We start from the raw sequence: 14,505 nt of genomic DNA, 5'->3' as shown, positions 1-14,505 counted from the left end.
TTCACTCGCTTGGTTTGGGGATATTAAGACACCCCCCACACAAACATTATCAGGGGGGCTGGTTGATCCGAGCAGGATCAACCAGCCCCGCTTTTTGGCGTCTCCGCTCGACAAGGTCGTTTCCGTGCTTGAGACTTGGTCGCCGGAGTCCGGGCGGAAGGGGCGCGGGAGTGGAAGAGAAAGACCTCCGATCGTTGCTGGAGAAGCTGACGGTGGAGGAGAAGGCCCGGTTGCTGACCGGCGCCGACTTCTGGACGTTGCACCCGATGCCGAAGATCGGCTTGCGCCGGCTGGTGCTGTCGGACGGCCCGAACGGGGTCCGGGGCACGACCTGGGACGAGCGCGACGCCTCGCTGCTGCTCCCGGTCGCGTCGGGCCTGGCGGCGACCTGGGACCGGGCCGAGGTGCGGCGAGCCGGCGAGCTGTTCGGTGATGAGGCAGTCCGGCGCGGCGTGCACGTCGTGCTCGCACCCACGATCAACCTGCACCGGAGCCCGTTCGGCGGCAGGCACTTCGAGAACTTCTCCGAGGATCCGCTGCTGACCGGTGTGATCGGTGCGGAGATCGTCGCCGGCATCCAGTCGCGCGGTGTCGCGGCCACGCCCAAGCACTACGTCGGCAACGAGAGCGAGACCGAACGGCTCACCTACAACGCGGTGATCGACGAGTCGACTCTGCGGGACTGCTACTTGGCGCCGTTCCGGCGCATCGTCGACGAAGCGCGGCCCTGGGCGATGATGGCCGCCTACAACTCGGTCAACGGCCGCACGATGACCGAGCATTCCGCCCTGGTCAACGACGTCCTCAAGGCCGAGTGGGGCTTCGACGGCGTGCTGGTCTCCGACTGGTTCGCCACCAGGTCCTGCGCCGGTGCGGCCAACGGCGGACTGGATCTGGCGATGCCCGGCCCGAAGAGCCCGTGGGCGGATGGTGCGCTGGCGAAGGCGGTCGAGGACGGCGAGGTCGAGGAATCGGTCCTGGACGACAAGGTGCTGCGGTTGTTGCGCCTGGCGGACCGGGTGGGCGCCCTCGGCGAGGGCCAGACCGAGCAGAAGACCGCGGAAGCCCCGCCGGAGCAGGCGCGTGCCTCGATCCGGGAGCTGACGGCACGCGGATTCGTGCTGCTGCGCAACGACAACTCGCTGCTCCCGCTGGATCAGGAGGTCGCGAAGGTCGCGGTGATCGGCGAGAACGCGACCTTCCCCGCGGTGCAGGGCGGGGGTTCCTCGCACGTCAGCCCGCCGCACGTGGTGACTCCGCTGGACGGCATCCGCAGGGCCCTGCCGAACGCGGAGATCCACTACCAGCGCGGTGTGCGCCACCGGCGGCTGCTCGACCCGATCCCGCCCGAGCTGGTGCTCGACCCGCAGGGCGAGGGCAACGGTCTGCGCGTGGAGTACCTCGGGGAGAAGGGCCAGGTGCTCGACGCGGAGCTGCGCGGCACCGAGCGCCTGATCTGGCAGCTCGGCGCGATGCCGGAGGGCACCAGGAAGCTCCGGATGAGCGGGAAGCTCCCCGCCGAGGTCGGTGAGCACGTGTTCGGCGTGAACGGCACCGGGCACTTCCGCGTCGAGGTCTCGGGTCGCGAGGTGCTGTCCGCCGACGTCAAGAGCAGCAACGAGGTCGACGATCCGCTGGGCGACATGCTGGCGCCGCCGGAGCAGCGCTTCAACGTCGTGCTGGTCGACTCAGACCTGGACGAGGCGGGTCGCGTTCGCCTCGCGGTGGAGTTCACGCCGCTGAAGGTCGACGCGGACCTGGTCTGCGTGGGCTTGGGCCACCGGCCGGAGCGCTGGGACGACGCGACCGAGCTGGAAGCGGCCTTGCGGGCGGCGCGGGACAGCGATGTCGCGGTGGTCGTGGTCGGCACCAACGACGAGGTCGAGACGGAGGGCCGGGACCGGAACTCGCTGGACCTGCCGGGACCGCAGAACGAGCTGGTGGCGAAGGTGATCGCGGCCAATCCGAACACCGTCGTGGTGGTCAACGCGGGCGGTCCCGTGCTGATGCCGTGGGCGACGGACGCGCCTGCCGTGCTGTGGACGTGGTTCGGCGGTCAGGAGTACGGAGACGCGTTGGCCGACGTTCTGCTGGGAGCCGTGGAGCCGGGCGGCAGGCTGCCCACGACGTTGCCCGCCGCGCTCGCGGACGTGCCGGTGCCGCTGCCGGGCGTGCAGCCGGTCGACGGCGAGCTGAGCTACGAGGAGGGGCCGCTGATCGGCTACCGCGCCTACGCCGCTCGGGGTGTCACGCCGGGCTTCAGCTTCGGGCACGGGCTGGGCTACACGACGTGGTCGTACGACGAGGCGACGCTCGACGGCGACGCGGTCACGGTGAAGCTGCGCAACACCGGTGACCGCGCCGGCCGCGAGGTCGTGCAGGTCTACACCGCGGATCCGTTGCGGCTGGCCGGTTTCGCGGTGGCCACGGCAGAACCCGGGGCCGAGGTGGAGGTGACGGTGGAGGTCGAAACGGGCGCAGAGGATGTGCGCGTGGGTCCGAGCTCCGGCGATCTCCGCCTCGACGCCGGGCGCTGACTCACTTCTTGGCGACGAACTTCTCCAGGTCGTCGAGCACAAGGTCGGCGGCGAGCGGACCCAGGCCCAGGTACCAGGTGTCGTCGGGCACCTCGGTGGCCTGGCCGGCGCGCACCGCGCCGAGGGTGGTCCACTGCACCGAGCCGGTCACCTCGTTCATCTGCTGGCGCGCGTTGTCGCCGTAGGCGGCGTAGAACAGCACGTCGCCGTCCGCCTGGGAGATCTGCTCACGGCTGACCTTGGTGAAGGTCTTGTCGCCGAGCTGGTTGTCCGGGCGGTTGAAGCCCGCGTCGGCGAGGATGGTTCCGATGAACGAACCCTTGTTGTAGAGCCGGATGTCACCGGGGATGAACCGGAGCATGCTGACCTTGCGGCCACCGGCCTGCTTGCCGATCTCGGCGGCGCGGGCCTGGTAGTCGGCGAGGATCCGGTCGGCGTCCGCGCGCTTGCCGAGCGCGTCGGCGTCCAGCAGGAAGTTCTCCTTCCACGTCTTGCCCACGGTCTGGGCGAAGACGGTGGGGGCGATCTTGCTCAGCGCCTCGTAGTGCTCGTCGTCGCGGGTCTTGCTGGACAGGATCAGGTCCGGCTTGAGGGCGGCGATCTTCTCCAGGTTGGGGGAGCCGATGGTGCCGACGATCTCGGGGTTGCCCGCCTTCTCCGCCAGGTACGGCTGGAGCTGGGTGTTGGCGTCGGGCAGCACGGTCGCGACCGGCTTCACGCCGAGCGCCAGCACGGAGTCCAGCTCGCCGGTGTCGAGAACGACGACTCGCTGCGGTGTTCCGGCGATGGTGGTCTGGCCCTTGGCGTGCTGGACGACGCGGCTCTGGGCGGGAGCGGGCTGCTCGGGCGCGGGCGTGCCGCAACCGGCGACGCCCAGGGCGAACGCGGCGGACAACGCCGCGATGAGTCTGCGATGGCGCAGCATGAGGCACCCAATCTGTCGGAATCGTGCAAAAGTTTGGGTAGCCTAACCTCTCCGATTCGGGGTGACCAGAGGCGCGGCTTGTAATACTGATCATTAGCAGGATCAACTGTCAGCGGCTGCTTACCAGGAATTCCTAGAGCATCACCAGGAACATGTGGGCCATCGCGGCCGAGAGCGCCAGCTCGACCAGCGAGCGCAGCCGCGGCGGTGGAGCGCGCACCAGGTCGGTGGCGGCGAACCCCGCGGCGAGCGCGCAGTAGGTCATCAGCGACCAGGCCAGCAGCGGGTACGCGAAACCCGGGGCCTGCGCCGCGATCGCGACGGAAGCGTGGTGGTGGCCCGCCGTGACCAGTGGCGCTCCGGCGACCCCGGACTGCTGCCCGGCGAACATGTAGACCATCGCCAGCGCTCCGATCGCGTGGTGCAGGTGCGAGCCGGCGCGCAGCCACGCCGCCCGAAATCCCGACCAGCAGGCGAGAACGAGGAAGGGAGCGGCGAGCAGCGGCGACGGCGTCAGGTGCATCGCGATCATGCCCAGGCCCATCATCAGCTGGGCGACGTCCACGTGGCATGGCGGTTCGCGGTTGCGGTGGCCGATTCCGAGCCGCACCAGCGCTGTCACCGTCGCCGCGATGACCGCGCCGGTCATGACCTGCTCGAACATGACCCTCCACCGTCGCCGGAGCCGCGTGCGCGATCGATTGTTGGTGCCCCGGGATGTCCGCAGATACCGCCTTGCGGGCGGACTTCGGCGAACCGGTGGTGACCAGGAGTGGTTGAGTCCTCAGTGGACGGTCAATGATGCACTGCGGTGGGCGGAGTTCTCCAGGGAGGTCGACACCTGGTGGCGGCGTGCCGGAGCGGGTTTCGCAAATGAAGAAGACCCGCCGATGGGGCGGGTCTTCTTTCGCTGTGCGCCAACAGGGACTCGAACCCCGAACCCGCTGATTAAGAGTCAGCTGCTCTGCCAGTTGAGCTATTGGCGCCGGCCCCGGGTCTCCCCGGCAACGCGAAAAAGATTAGCACGCGCTTGGAACGGCCTGTGCAGCAGGTCCGACCGTGTTCGAGGTCATGTCCCTCGGCGCGATATTGAAAATGAAAAAGACCCGCCGAGGAGGCGGGCCTTTCTTTGCTGTGCGCCAACAGGGACTCGAACCCCGAACCCGCTGATTAAGAGTCAGCTGCTCTGCCAGTTGAGCTATTGGCGCTAGCGCGTCCCCCGGGGTTTCCGTTCGGTCTCCCTGGCGACGTCGAAAACATTAGCACGGGTCGTGCGCGCCCCCGGCGGGGGGTCTCCTCGAAGGTCGAGGGCAACCCCGGTGCCGCTCCGCACGTCTGCCGGACGTGCGTGGAGAGGGCCGAGCTCAGGGCATATGACACTGAGTGTTGGCCTGGTCGCCGCACGCACGGTCGGGTGATTACGGCACACTGGTGTTCAGGAGCAGGTGTGGTTGACGGGACGGATTGTTGCCAATGAGGAAAAGGCATAACCCGGTCGGGGTTCTCTCGCGGGTTAGTCGGCTGACGGCTGTGTCGGTCGTCGGGCTGGTGGGTTTGCTGGTCGCGGGGTGCAGCGGCGGCGGGGGAGTGGAGGCCGAGCAGGACCAGGGCCCGCAGGCCCCGGTGGTGCGGTTCGCGCAGCCGAACGGGGCCAAGGACGTGTCACCGGCCGCTCCGGTGACCGCGAACGTCAGCGACGGCCGGATCGTGAACGCGACGCTGACCAACTCCGACGGGAAGCAGGTGCCGGGGCAGGTGTCCCCGGACGGCGCGAGCTGGTCCGCCACGGAGAAGGCCGGTTACGGCAAGACCTACACGCTGGCGGTGACGGCCCAGGGCGAGGGCGGCCCGGCCATCACGCAGCAGTCGACCTTCAGCACGATCGATCCGAAGTCGCAGACCTACGTGTCGATGATCCCGCTGGACGGCGAGACCGTCGGGGTCGGCCAGCCGCTGGTGTTCCGCTTCAGCAGCAACGCACCCGCTCCCGACAAGCGGAAGGCGGAGGAGGCGATCAAGGTCGCCACCGAGCCGGCCGTCGAGGGCGCCTTCTACTGGTTCAACAGCCGCGAGGTGCACTGGCGGCCCAAGGACTACTGGCAGGCGGGCACCAAGGTCTCGATCGCGGTGGACGCCTACGGCCGCGAGTTCGGGCCGGGTCTGTGGGGCGAGGAGGACCGCAAGGCCACCATCACCATCGGCGACCGCGTGGTGCTCAAGGCCGACGGCGCGTCGCACCAGATGAGCGTGGAGAAGAACGGCCAGGTCATCCGGACTATGCCGGTGTCGCTGGGCAAGCCGGAGTTCCCCTCGAACAACGGCGTGCACGTGGTCACCGAGCACCACCGCAAGAAGGTGATGGACTCGACGACCTACGGGCTGCCGCTGGAGGCCGGTGGCTACCAGACGGAGGTCGAGTGGGCGGTCCGCATCTCCAACGGCGGTGAGTTCCTGCACGCGGCTCCGTGGTCGGTGGGCGATCAGGGACACCGCAACGTCAGCCATGGCTGCATCAACATGAACAACGCCAACGCGGAGTGGATCTTCAACCTGCTCAAGAAGGGCGACGTGGTCGAGATCACCAACGCCGGCGGCCCCAACCTCCGCTCCTGGGACGGCTTCGGGGACTGGCAGATCCCCTGGAACGAGTGGCAGAAGGGCAACAAGTAGGGAAGAAACAGGACGAAGCGACTGCGTCGGTCAAGCGACGCAGTCGCTTTCTCTTTGCCCCACTCGAGAAGCCGGCACCGCCGCTCAGGTTCCACCGCTGAGCAGGGTGACCACGGACTCAGAAGAAGGCCGAGAAAAGAGAGGAGACCCGCTCCTGGAAAGGAACGGGTCTCCCAAAAGGGTGAGTGACGGGATTCGAACCCGCGACTCCTGGGACCACAACCCAGTGCTCTACCGACTGAGCTACACCCACCTCGGCCACTCGGACCGGCCCCGTCGGGCCCCGTCCGGAGCAACGGAAACCATCCTAGCGTGTGCCCGCCACGGGATTTCCACCGCCTCCGGTTTTCGCGTCCGAGCAGCTCAGCGGGGTCTCAGGGCTGCTCACGTGCTCGCGTGGTCCCGCTGACCCCTCCGGGGTCGCTGAGCAGTTCGGCGGCGACGGCCTGGGCCTGCTCGCTGCTCGGGCCGGGATGCGGGACGAACGCGGTGCGCCGGTAGTACGCGAGCTCGCGGATGGACTCGCGGATGTCGGCCAGCGCGCGGTGGGCGAGGCCCTTCTCCGGCTGCGCGTAGTAGATGCGCGGGTACCAGCGCCGGCAGAGCTCCTTGATGGAGGAGACGTCGACCATCCGGTAGTGCAGGTGCGCGTCGAGCTGCGGCATGTCGCGCGCGATGAATCCGCGATCGGTGGCGATGGAGTTGCCCGCCAGCGGCGCGGACCGCACGTCGGGCACGTGCTGCCGGATGTATTCCAGGACCTGCTGCTCTGCTTCGGCGAGGGTCACCTGGGACGAGCGGACCTCCTCGGTGAGCCCCGAGCGGTCGTGCATGTCGCGCACGACCTCGGGCATGCCCGCGAGGGCGTCGTCGTCGGCGTGGATGACGATGTCCACGCCTTCGCCGAGGATGTTGAGGTCCGCGTCCGTGACCAGGGCGGCGATCTCGATCAACGCGTCCTTGCCGAGCTCCAGCCCGGTCATTTCGCAGTCGATCCACACTAGACGGTCATTCACTCGACGCAGCCTAACTCCCGCGACCGGTTGATCGCGGGAAGAGTGTCGGGATCGAAAGCTTCTACCCGTCGAGGTGCGTCCGGAGTTCGCGGGGGACGACCTTGCCGGTGGCGTTGCGGGGGAGCTCGTCCAGGAAGATCACGTCGCGGGGGACGGCGAACTTCGACACCCGGCTGCGGACGTGGTCGCGCACCTGGTCGGCGTCCATGGAGCCCTTCTCGCGCGGGACGACGAACGCGGCCAGGCGCTGGCCGAAGTCGGCGTCGTCGACGCCGATGACGGCGGCTTCGGAGACCTCCGCGATTCCGGCGATGGCGTCCTCGGCTTCCTTGGGGTAGATGTTCTCGCCACCGGAGATGATCATGTCGTCCTCGCGGCCCGCGATGAACAACCGCCCGGAGTGGTCGAACCGTCCCAGGTCACCGGTGGACATGAGCCCTTCGTGGCGTTCGCGGCTCTTGCCGTTGGTGTAGCCGTCGAACAGCATGTCGTTGCCGGCGAAGATGCGGCCGGTCTCGCCGCGGCGGACGGGTTCGCCCTTGTCGTCGAGGATGCGCACGGTGGTGCCGCGCGGTGGCCGCCCGGCCGAGGACGGTGCGGCGCGCAGGTCGGCGGGCGTGGCGATGCTCACCCAGGAGACCTCGGTGGACCCGTAGAGGTTGTAGAGGACCGGGCCGAAGGCGCGCTGGAACGTGGTGGCCAGGTCACCGGGCAGCGCGGAGCCGCTGGCGGCGACGACGCGCAGCGACGAGGTGTCGAAGCGCTCGCGCTCCTCGGCGGGCAGGTCGAGCATCCGCTGGAGCATGACCGGAACGCCGAACATGCCGCCGACGCGGTGCCGCTGGATGGTGCGCAGCGTGTCGATCGCGTCGAACTTGCGGCGCAGCACCAAGGTGGCGCCGAGGACGGCGGAGAGCTGGAATCCGGCGATCCCCCAGGTGTGGAACAGGGGAGCGCTGAGCAGCACGCGTTCGCCCGCTCGCAGCGGGATGCGGGAGAACACCGCGCCGGCCGGGTTCAGGCTCGGCGGGTCGGGGCGGCGGGCGCCCTTGGGCGTGCCGGTGGTGCCGGAGGTGAGCACGATCAGCCGCGAGTGCCGCTTGGGCCGGGGCACCTGCTTGCCGGTGCCGGTGGCGATGAGGTGGTCGAGGGTGTTGTGCTCGGTGGGGCCGTCGGCCCAGCCGAGGACGACGTCGAGGTCGCCGGGCAGGTCCTGCAGGTGCCCGGTGAACTCCTCGTCGAGGACGAGCACGCTGACGTCCTGCTCGGCGAGCACGTCCGCGAGCTGGCGGGTGCTGAGCCCGACGTTGAGCAGCACCACGTCGACGCCGAGCTTGGCCGCGGCGACGATGACCTCGACGGGTCCGTGGTGGTTGCGGGTCAGCACGCCGATGCGGGTCTTGCCGGGCACGCGGTCGCGCAGCGCGGCGGCCAGGCGCGTGGTGCGGGTGGCGAGTTCGGCGTAGCTGAGCGCGCCGCGCTCGTCGATCACGGCGGGGCGATCGGGGTGGCGGGCGGCGCCGACGGCGAAGCCGAGCGGCAGGGTGATGCCCCACCGCCGGTAGGCGAGCGCGATGCGCACCAGCTTGTCCGGCCTCATGGGCCGCACGACGCCTTGTTTCACCAGCACGAACAAGGTGTGCAGTGCCGGTGCGGCGTGGTTGGTCAGAAAGCTGGGCAGTCGCCGCAGAACGCTCACTCGGTCACCCCTCGTCCGTGAAACCTACTCGGGAGTAGATTGTGCCGTGAGTAATCCTCCCGGCCAAGTCCTCCGTGTCGAGTATCCCGGTTCCGCGATCGCGCGAGAGCGGAACGGCTCCCGTCCTCGCCGCTCCTCGCCAGCCGCGATGGGCGAAGTTAGACGGCGCGGCGGGGAAGGGGGAGCCTCTCCCGCCGCGCCGACCCCCAGGGTCCTAGTCGACGTCGGCGGCGGTGACCACCGCGTCGCGCAGGGCCGCGCGCAAGCGGCCGACCTCCAGCGGTGAGAGCACCGCCGTCTCCCCAGGCGGCGCGACGATGACGACCCGGCCGTGGTTGACGAACACCGACATGTCTCGTCGCCGTCCGGCGACGTCGCGGCAACTGACGTGCCACTCCTGGTTGGACCCCACAGTCCCAGCCTCCCTGTGCCGATCCGCTTGGTGCGGTGAAGCCGCGCAGCGCGCGCTCCTGGTGGAGGGACGCACCGATCCGAGGGGCGTGACGGCGTTTCGCCGAAACAACGGGAAAGTGTGCGCGGTCACGGCCGGGTTCGCGGGCCCGAACGCAACTCAGGGGCGACCCCCCCAACCGGGAATCGCCCCTGAGCGAACGCTGTTAGCCGACGACACTCGTCCGGCCCAAGAAACCGTCAGACCGGGCGTACCTTCAGCCCGGCGGGCTCGGCGGAGAGCACGACCGCGCCTTCGAAGTCGGCGATCGGGAGCTCGTCGCGCACCAGGCGGTGCGGCGCGTCGGACGCCTCGATTCGGATCTTGCCGGTGTTGATCGACCGCTCGTCCTGCTCCTGGCCGCCGAACTGGACGCTGAGCTGGTCGCCGGTCACGGTGGCGGTCAGCCAGCCGCCGTCGATGACCTGCTCGGTGTCGTCGAAGGAGACGGTGAGCCGGCCCTCGGCGGGCTTGTCGCCGCGCACCGCGACGTGCGAGAGCGCGACGTCGCGCTTGCCGGACTCCTCGCCGGCCAGGGCGATGACATCCCGGCTGACCTCGTCACCCGGCTCGGTGCCGGGCTTGGGGGTCAGCACCGGTGCGCGCAGCTGCGCGGCGAGCCGGTAGGGCTGCCACGAACCGGCGCCGATCAGGTTGACCACGGCGCTGACCGCCACGTCGGCCAGCAACCGGTCGCTGCCCGGGGCGGGCGTGACCTCGATCGCGGGCACGTCGCGTCGGGCCAGCAGATCGCGCAGTGCCTTGGCGCGCTGACGGCTGTTGCGGTCAAAACCGCGGGTGATCGCCACCGTCCCCGATCCGGCGGCCGCGACGGCGGCCTCGGTCAGGTCCGCTAGCGGCGCCCAGATCTGCGCGGGGTCCTGTTCAGAACGCTGCCGGCGCGAGCGGGCGAAGCCTGGGGCATCGGTCGTGGTTTCCATCGCCCTCCACTTTAGTCGGCTGCGGAGGATGACCTTGCCTTCCGGTGGGGGCTTTCACGGTGTGAAATCGATCGCGGTCGCACTGCTCCATCGGGGTGGCTTTTCCCTCCGCTGGGCTCATCCGCTGCGGCATTCGTCGCATTCTTGCGGCTCTTGGAAGCCGGGGGGTTGGGATGACCGATCTTCACCTGCCGGGTGAGCGCACGGGCCCGGCCCGCTGGCGGCTGGTGCGCTGGCTGGCCTCCGACGGGAGCGGGGTGCGGGCGGGGCAGCCGCTGGCCGAGCTGCGTCCCGCGGAGACCGACGGCGCCGCGATCCGGGTGTCGGCGCTGGCAACGGGAACCCTGTGGCACCAGGTGAAGCGGGGCGAAGTGCTCCACGTGGGCCAGGTGATCGGGTTGATCGAGTGAACCGCGCGGGCCGGGGGCTTGCCCTGGGTTGTTAGGTTGGTGGCAGTGACGCGGGGTGCCCTGCCAGGGCTGAGAACAGACCCGTTGAACCTGACCTAGCTCGTACTAGCGGAGGGACGTCATGGCTCCCAATGTGCTGACCATCGCCGGGACCGACCCCAGCGGTGGCGCCGGTATCCAGGCAGATCTCAAGGCGTTCTCGGCCAACGGCGCCTACGGCATGTCGGTGATCACCGCGCTGGTCGCGCAGACCACCACCGGGGTGAGCCGGGTGCAGGAGGTCCCGCCGGGCTTCATCACCGACCAGCTGGTGACGCTGCTCGACGACGTCCGGGTGGACGCCGTCAAGATCGGCATGCTCGCCAACGCCGAAGTCATCCGCGCGGTCACGGCCGTGCTGGAGCGCTACTCGCCTCGGTTCGTGGTGCTCGATCCGGTCATGGTCGCCAAGAGCGGTGACCGGCTCCTCGCGCCGGAGGCCGTCGGTGCGCTGCGCGACGAGCTGCTGCCGAGGGTGGACCTGATCACGCCGAACCTGCCGGAGGCGGCCGACCTGCTCGGCGAAGCCGAGATCGGCGGTCCCGACGAGATGCCCGCGCAGGCCGAGCGGCTGGCCGCGCTCGGCGCCAAGCAGGTGCTGCTCAAGGGCGGGCACCTCAGCGGCGAGTCGAGCGTCGACCTGCTCTACGGCGACGGGCTGGCGGAGTTCCTCAGCAGCGAGCGGGTGGCCACCACCAACGATCACGGCACCGGGTGCACGCTCTCGGCGGCGATCGCGGCGCTGCGCCCGCAGCGCCCGGACTGGCTGGAGGCCGTCCGCGAGGCCAAGCAGTACCTCACCGAGGCCCTGCGCGCCTCTGAGCGCCTCGACGTCGGCCGCGGCCACGGTCCGGTGCACCACTTCCACCACTGGTGGTGAGCGGGGCCGTCCTGGTGGGAACTGTCCGGGCAGAACGGACTTCGATCATCGACGGTTCGGACCAGAACCGCCCGCCGCTTCGCCACCGCACCCGAGATTCCGACTTCTGCGAGGGGTTCTCATGAGCACGTTGCCCGCTCCGCCCGCCGGAGGGTTCTGCGCCCAGGCGTGGGAGCGCACCGCCGGATTGCAGCAGGCGATCGTGGACCACCCGTTCAACAAGGCGCTGGCGGACGGCAGCCTGGAACGGGACGTCTTCGCCTTCTACATCGTTCAGGACGCGCGATACCTGGTCGGCTTCGCGCAGGCGCTGTCGGCCGCGGCGACCAGGGCCGATGACGCCGCCGACGCGGCGTTCCTCGCCGGGGCCGCGCAGGGCGCGCTGGTGGAGGAGCGGCGGCTGCACGCCGGTTACGTCGCCGAGTTCGGCCTGACCGACGAGGAGATCTCCGGTGTGGACACCTCGCCGTCGTGCCTGGCCTACACGTCCTACCTGCGCTCCTGCGCGCTGACCGAGTCGTACCCGGTGCTGCTGGCCGCGATCCTGCCGTGCTTCTGGGTGTACCAGTACGTCGGCAGCAAGATCCTCGACGCCACCGGCGACATCGAGGGTCACCCCTACAAGGCGTGGATCACCACCTACGCCGACGACGAGTTCGCCGAGGCCGTGCTGGCCGCCCGGGAGCTCGTCGACAAGGTCGCGGAGCGCTCGGACGACGCGACGCGCGAGCAGATGTTCGCCGCGTTCACCCGGGCGACCGAGTACGAGTGGGTGTTCTGGAACGGCGCGTGGGTCAAGGAAACCTGGCCCACCGCGAAATTCCTTGCGTGACAAGGGTTTCGCGTTTCGAGAACACCGATGACGGCTCGCCGGTAGTGGCGGGCCGTCATCCGTTTCGGGTTGCACCACAGCGTGATTCATCATGTGATGCGTGACACAATCTTGCGGTGTTAACGAAGTGGCTCGCACAACGACATGCTGGGCGAGCCCCCTGTCCTAGCAGGGCGTTTGTGAGTGGCGGAATCTTCCGCGGGCGTGGATGGAGTTCTGGGGCAATGTCTTCACTTCTGATCGTTTTTCTCGGGATGTCGATCCCGATCCTGGCCGCCGCGCCGTTCTACATCGCCGACCGTCGCGGGGACGGTCGCGAGACCCCCGAGTCCGCGCAGCTGCTTCCCGGCATCGAGGCGCCCCAGATCTGGCCGCAGTCGGCGGTCGAGCCCGAGGTCCCGGAGTGCGAGATCCCCGAGTCGCGCACCCCGGAGGAGACCAACGCGCTCGCCGACACCGTGCGCATCGAGCAGGACCGGGTCCCTCAGCCGTAGATCGCCTTCGCCAGCGCCGCCTTGCGCTGCTGCAACTCGCGCAGCGCGGCGGAGCTGAAGCCGCCGGCGCTGGGGCTCGACGGAATCCGCAGGCCCTCGCTCAGCTCCCAGCCGGAACCGCGGTCGATCAACGACCGGTGCTTGTTGGTGTAGTACCCCGAGTTGATCGACACCGCGACCCCGCTCGCGCCCGCGGCGGCGGCCATGAGGTGCAGGTGGAACCGCGTCGACAGCCACCGCTGGCCGGGCTTGGCGGGCAGTCCGTCGCGCATGATCTCGTCGAACGCGTGGAACCGGGCGCCCGGCAGATCGTGCTCGACCAGCGAGAACACCTCGCGGTCGGCGCGCGGGATGCCCTCCACGAAGGCCACCTGCTCCGGCTCGACCCGCCACTCGCGCAGCGTGTCCAGCAGGAACCCGGCCAGCGCGGGCACCGACTCGTCGAGCAGGTCCGACTGCATGCACACCACGACGTCGCGGAGATCGTCGTCGTCGGTGCGGAAGAGCCCGGGTTCGACGCCGAAGAACATGTCGTCACCGGTGACCGACGGTTCGATCAGCAGCGATGCCGACGGCTCGTCGCGGACGTCGACGACCTCGAACTGCTCGGCGAGGCTGCGCAGCAGCGGCTCGGCGGCCTCGGCGATCGGCGACAGGCCCTGCCCGGTCATCACCGCCCGGCCGCCGGAGCGGTGCGCGGCGGCCGCGGTGGCCGCGAGCAGGCCGATGTGGCGCGGCCAGATGCCGTTGATGAAGCCGCCGCCGATCACGTGGAACAGGTCCATCTGCGAGGCGAGGTCGATGCCGGAGACCCAGCGCGGCGCCAGGCCGGGGTTGTGGATCGCGTGCTGCACGAAGGCCGCGACCGACCACGGCTCGTCGTCGGGCGCCTCCCAGCACAAGCGCCAGAAGGTGTCGGTGAACTTGACGTTCGGGTGCAGGTGGGAGAGCAGCACGGCGCTGGGCCCCGGGTTGGGGGAGTCCAGCCAGACCTCGCTTTGGGGAGCCACCTTCGCCAGGTGCTTGAGCCAGGCCGCGGCGATCAGCTCGTCGCCGTAGTTGGGGTGGCCTGTCGTGGCGACGAGGTAGATCCGGGGCGGGTTCTTCACCGGGGAGACTCCAGCCGTAGGTTGCCAGGTTCGCCTTCGAACCTAGCAACCGGCAAAATGCCCGTACCAATGTCGCACCGCACGGGCCGGACGGCCGGGGTCAGCCGGCGTTGGTGATCTCCGCGCGGATGCGCTCCAGGCGCCGCTTGGTGCGGTTGAACCTGGCCCGGTAGCGGGCGTCGAAGATGTCGGTCGGCAGCTCCGGCATCTCCATCGGTTCCGGTTCGCGAGGCCTCGGTGCGGTCGCCTCGATCTTCACCGGCTGCGTGGCCTCGCCGTCACCTTCGCGGTCGGTCTTCTCGTCCGAGCCGCTCGCCTCCGGTGCGGTGGCGGAGTCCTCCGGGGCTGAAGTCGCCCTCAGCGCGTGCTTGCCGTGCGGAGCGGTCGGCTTCGATTCGGTCGCCTTGCGCTGCGCCCGGTGGAGCAGCGGCCAGAACACCAGGGTGGCCACCGCGAGGCCGCAGACGAACATCAGCACCAGCATTTCCACGAGTCGCCTCCC

General features: G+C 69.5%; 14 protein-coding genes, 3 tRNA genes and 1 riboswitch. Of the genes, 6 read left to right on the top strand and 11 right to left on the bottom strand.

Annotated features, from left to right (window positions below; genetic code table 11):
* Nucleotides 1-170 precede the first annotated feature (170 nt).
* Nucleotides 171-2,537, top strand: coding sequence for a glycoside hydrolase family 3 C-terminal domain-containing protein (locus AB0J91_RS31515; protein ID WP_363876288.1), 2,367 nt, complete (start codon nucleotides 171-173; stop codon nucleotides 2,535-2,537).
* Between the two features lies 1 nt (nucleotide 2,538).
* On the opposite strand, the gene AB0J91_RS31510 is transcribed toward AB0J91_RS31515, so the two are convergent.
* The 4 genes from AB0J91_RS31510 to AB0J91_RS31495 all read right to left on the bottom strand — a co-directional run bounded on the left by AB0J91_RS31510 (nucleotide 2,539) and on the right by AB0J91_RS31495 (nucleotide 4,670).
* A complete protein-coding gene (locus tag AB0J91_RS31510; RefSeq protein ID WP_363876285.1) occupies nucleotides 2,539-3,462 on the bottom strand; it encodes an iron-siderophore ABC transporter substrate-binding protein in 924 nt (307 codons plus the stop codon).
* Between the two features lie 133 nt (nucleotides 3,463-3,595).
* On the bottom strand, nucleotides 3,596-4,126 hold the full coding sequence (locus AB0J91_RS31505) for a DUF5134 domain-containing protein (RefSeq protein WP_363876282.1): 531 nt from the start codon (nucleotides 4,124-4,126) through the stop codon (nucleotides 3,596-3,598).
* 249 nt (nucleotides 4,127-4,375) lie between these two features.
* A tRNA-Lys gene (locus tag AB0J91_RS31500) sits at nucleotides 4,376-4,448 on the bottom strand.
* A gap of 149 nt (nucleotides 4,449-4,597) precedes the next feature.
* Nucleotides 4,598-4,670: transfer RNA gene (locus AB0J91_RS31495), tRNA-Lys, on the bottom strand.
* A 322-nt stretch (nucleotides 4,671-4,992) separates the two neighbouring features.
* Here AB0J91_RS31495 and AB0J91_RS31490 point away from each other — a divergent pair.
* Complete coding sequence (locus tag AB0J91_RS31490; protein WP_363876279.1) at nucleotides 4,993-6,132, top strand: Ig-like domain-containing protein; 1,140 nt, start codon at nucleotides 4,993-4,995, stop codon at nucleotides 6,130-6,132.
* A 180-nt stretch (nucleotides 6,133-6,312) separates the two neighbouring features.
* Here AB0J91_RS31490 and AB0J91_RS31485 read toward each other — a convergent pair.
* The 5 genes from AB0J91_RS31485 to AB0J91_RS31465 all read right to left on the bottom strand — a co-directional run bounded on the left by AB0J91_RS31485 (nucleotide 6,313) and on the right by AB0J91_RS31465 (nucleotide 10,239).
* Nucleotides 6,313-6,385: transfer RNA gene (locus tag AB0J91_RS31485), tRNA-His, on the bottom strand.
* Nucleotides 6,386-6,506: 121 nt separating this feature from the next.
* Nucleotides 6,507-7,148, bottom strand: a complete 642-nt coding sequence (gene orn, locus AB0J91_RS31480; protein WP_363876276.1) for an oligoribonuclease — start codon at nucleotides 7,146-7,148, stop codon at nucleotides 6,507-6,509.
* Between the two features lie 61 nt (nucleotides 7,149-7,209).
* The gene (locus tag AB0J91_RS31475) at nucleotides 7,210-8,847 is read right to left on the bottom strand and encodes an AMP-binding protein (RefSeq protein ID WP_363876273.1); all 1,638 of its coding nucleotides are present in this window, start codon (nucleotides 8,845-8,847) and stop codon (nucleotides 7,210-7,212) included.
* Between the two features lie 214 nt (nucleotides 8,848-9,061).
* A complete protein-coding gene (locus AB0J91_RS31470) occupies nucleotides 9,062-9,259 on the bottom strand; it encodes a hypothetical protein (protein WP_363794639.1) in 198 nt (65 codons plus the stop codon).
* A 239-nt stretch (nucleotides 9,260-9,498) separates the two neighbouring features.
* Nucleotides 9,499-10,239 (bottom strand): hypothetical protein, encoded by a 741-nt coding sequence (locus AB0J91_RS31465; RefSeq protein ID WP_363876270.1) that lies wholly within the window; start codon nucleotides 10,237-10,239, stop codon nucleotides 9,499-9,501.
* Between the two features lie 173 nt (nucleotides 10,240-10,412).
* Between AB0J91_RS31465 and AB0J91_RS31460 the strand changes: the two genes are divergently transcribed.
* The 4 genes from AB0J91_RS31460 to AB0J91_RS31445 all read left to right on the top strand — a co-directional run bounded on the left by AB0J91_RS31460 (nucleotide 10,413) and on the right by AB0J91_RS31445 (nucleotide 12,894).
* Nucleotides 10,413-10,649, top strand: coding sequence for a lipoyl domain-containing protein (locus AB0J91_RS31460; protein WP_363876267.1), 237 nt, complete (start codon nucleotides 10,413-10,415; stop codon nucleotides 10,647-10,649).
* Between the two features lie 41 nt (nucleotides 10,650-10,690).
* Nucleotides 10,691-10,783: riboswitch (TPP riboswitch) on the top strand.
* Nucleotides 10,771-11,568 (top strand): bifunctional hydroxymethylpyrimidine kinase/phosphomethylpyrimidine kinase, encoded by a 798-nt coding sequence (gene thiD, locus AB0J91_RS31455; RefSeq protein ID WP_363876264.1) that lies wholly within the window; start codon nucleotides 10,771-10,773, stop codon nucleotides 11,566-11,568. (Overlaps the previous riboswitch by 13 nt.)
* 121 nt (nucleotides 11,569-11,689) lie before the next feature.
* Nucleotides 11,690-12,400: a thiaminase II gene (gene tenA, locus AB0J91_RS31450; protein WP_363876261.1), complete on the top strand. Its 711-nt coding sequence runs from the start codon at nucleotides 11,690-11,692 to the stop codon at nucleotides 12,398-12,400.
* A 224-nt stretch (nucleotides 12,401-12,624) separates the two neighbouring features.
* Nucleotides 12,625-12,894, top strand: coding sequence for a hypothetical protein (locus AB0J91_RS31445; RefSeq protein WP_363794629.1), 270 nt, complete (start codon nucleotides 12,625-12,627; stop codon nucleotides 12,892-12,894).
* Here AB0J91_RS31445 and AB0J91_RS31440 read toward each other — a convergent pair.
* Together AB0J91_RS31440 and AB0J91_RS31435 are read right to left on the bottom strand one after the other, a co-directional pair.
* Nucleotides 12,885-14,003 carry a polysaccharide pyruvyl transferase family protein gene (locus AB0J91_RS31440; RefSeq protein WP_363876258.1) on the bottom strand — a complete coding sequence of 373 codons (1,119 nt, stop codon included), beginning with the start codon at nucleotides 14,001-14,003 and terminating at the stop codon, nucleotides 12,885-12,887. The genes AB0J91_RS31445 and AB0J91_RS31440 overlap by 10 nt on opposite strands.
* Before the next feature lie 100 nt (nucleotides 14,004-14,103).
* Nucleotides 14,104-14,493 carry a hypothetical protein gene (locus AB0J91_RS31435; protein ID WP_363876255.1) on the bottom strand — a complete coding sequence of 130 codons (390 nt, stop codon included), beginning with the start codon at nucleotides 14,491-14,493 and terminating at the stop codon, nucleotides 14,104-14,106.
* Nucleotides 14,494-14,505 lie beyond the last annotated feature (12 nt).

Origin of the sequence: Saccharopolyspora sp. NPDC049357 (assembly GCF_040677225.1) — a bacterium.
Lineage (GTDB): Bacteria > Actinomycetota > Actinomycetes > Mycobacteriales > Pseudonocardiaceae > Saccharopolyspora.
Note: the sequence above shows the minus strand (reverse complement) of the source record. Positions and strands in the feature narration are given on the sequence as shown.

Excerpts from the sequence above, each read along its gene's own strand:
- AB0J91_RS31510 (WP_363876285.1), bottom strand. The coding sequence starts at position 3,462 with ATGCTGCGCCATCGCAGACTCATCGCGGCGTTGTCCGCCGCGTTCGCC.
- AB0J91_RS31505 (WP_363876282.1), bottom strand. The coding sequence starts at position 4,126 with ATGTTCGAGCAGGTCATGACCGGCGCGGTCATCGCGGCGACGGTGACA.
- AB0J91_RS31465 (WP_363876270.1), bottom strand. The coding sequence starts at position 10,239 with ATGGAAACCACGACCGATGCCCCAGGCTTCGCCCGCTCGCGCCGGCAG.
- AB0J91_RS31460 (WP_363876267.1), top strand. The coding sequence starts at position 10,413 with ATGACCGATCTTCACCTGCCGGGTGAGCGCACGGGCCCGGCCCGCTGG.
- thiD (WP_363876264.1), top strand. The coding sequence starts at position 10,771 with ATGGCTCCCAATGTGCTGACCATCGCCGGGACCGACCCCAGCGGTGGC.
- tenA (WP_363876261.1), top strand. The coding sequence starts at position 11,690 with ATGAGCACGTTGCCCGCTCCGCCCGCCGGAGGGTTCTGCGCCCAGGCG.
- AB0J91_RS31445 (WP_363794629.1), top strand. The coding sequence starts at position 12,625 with ATGTCTTCACTTCTGATCGTTTTTCTCGGGATGTCGATCCCGATCCTG.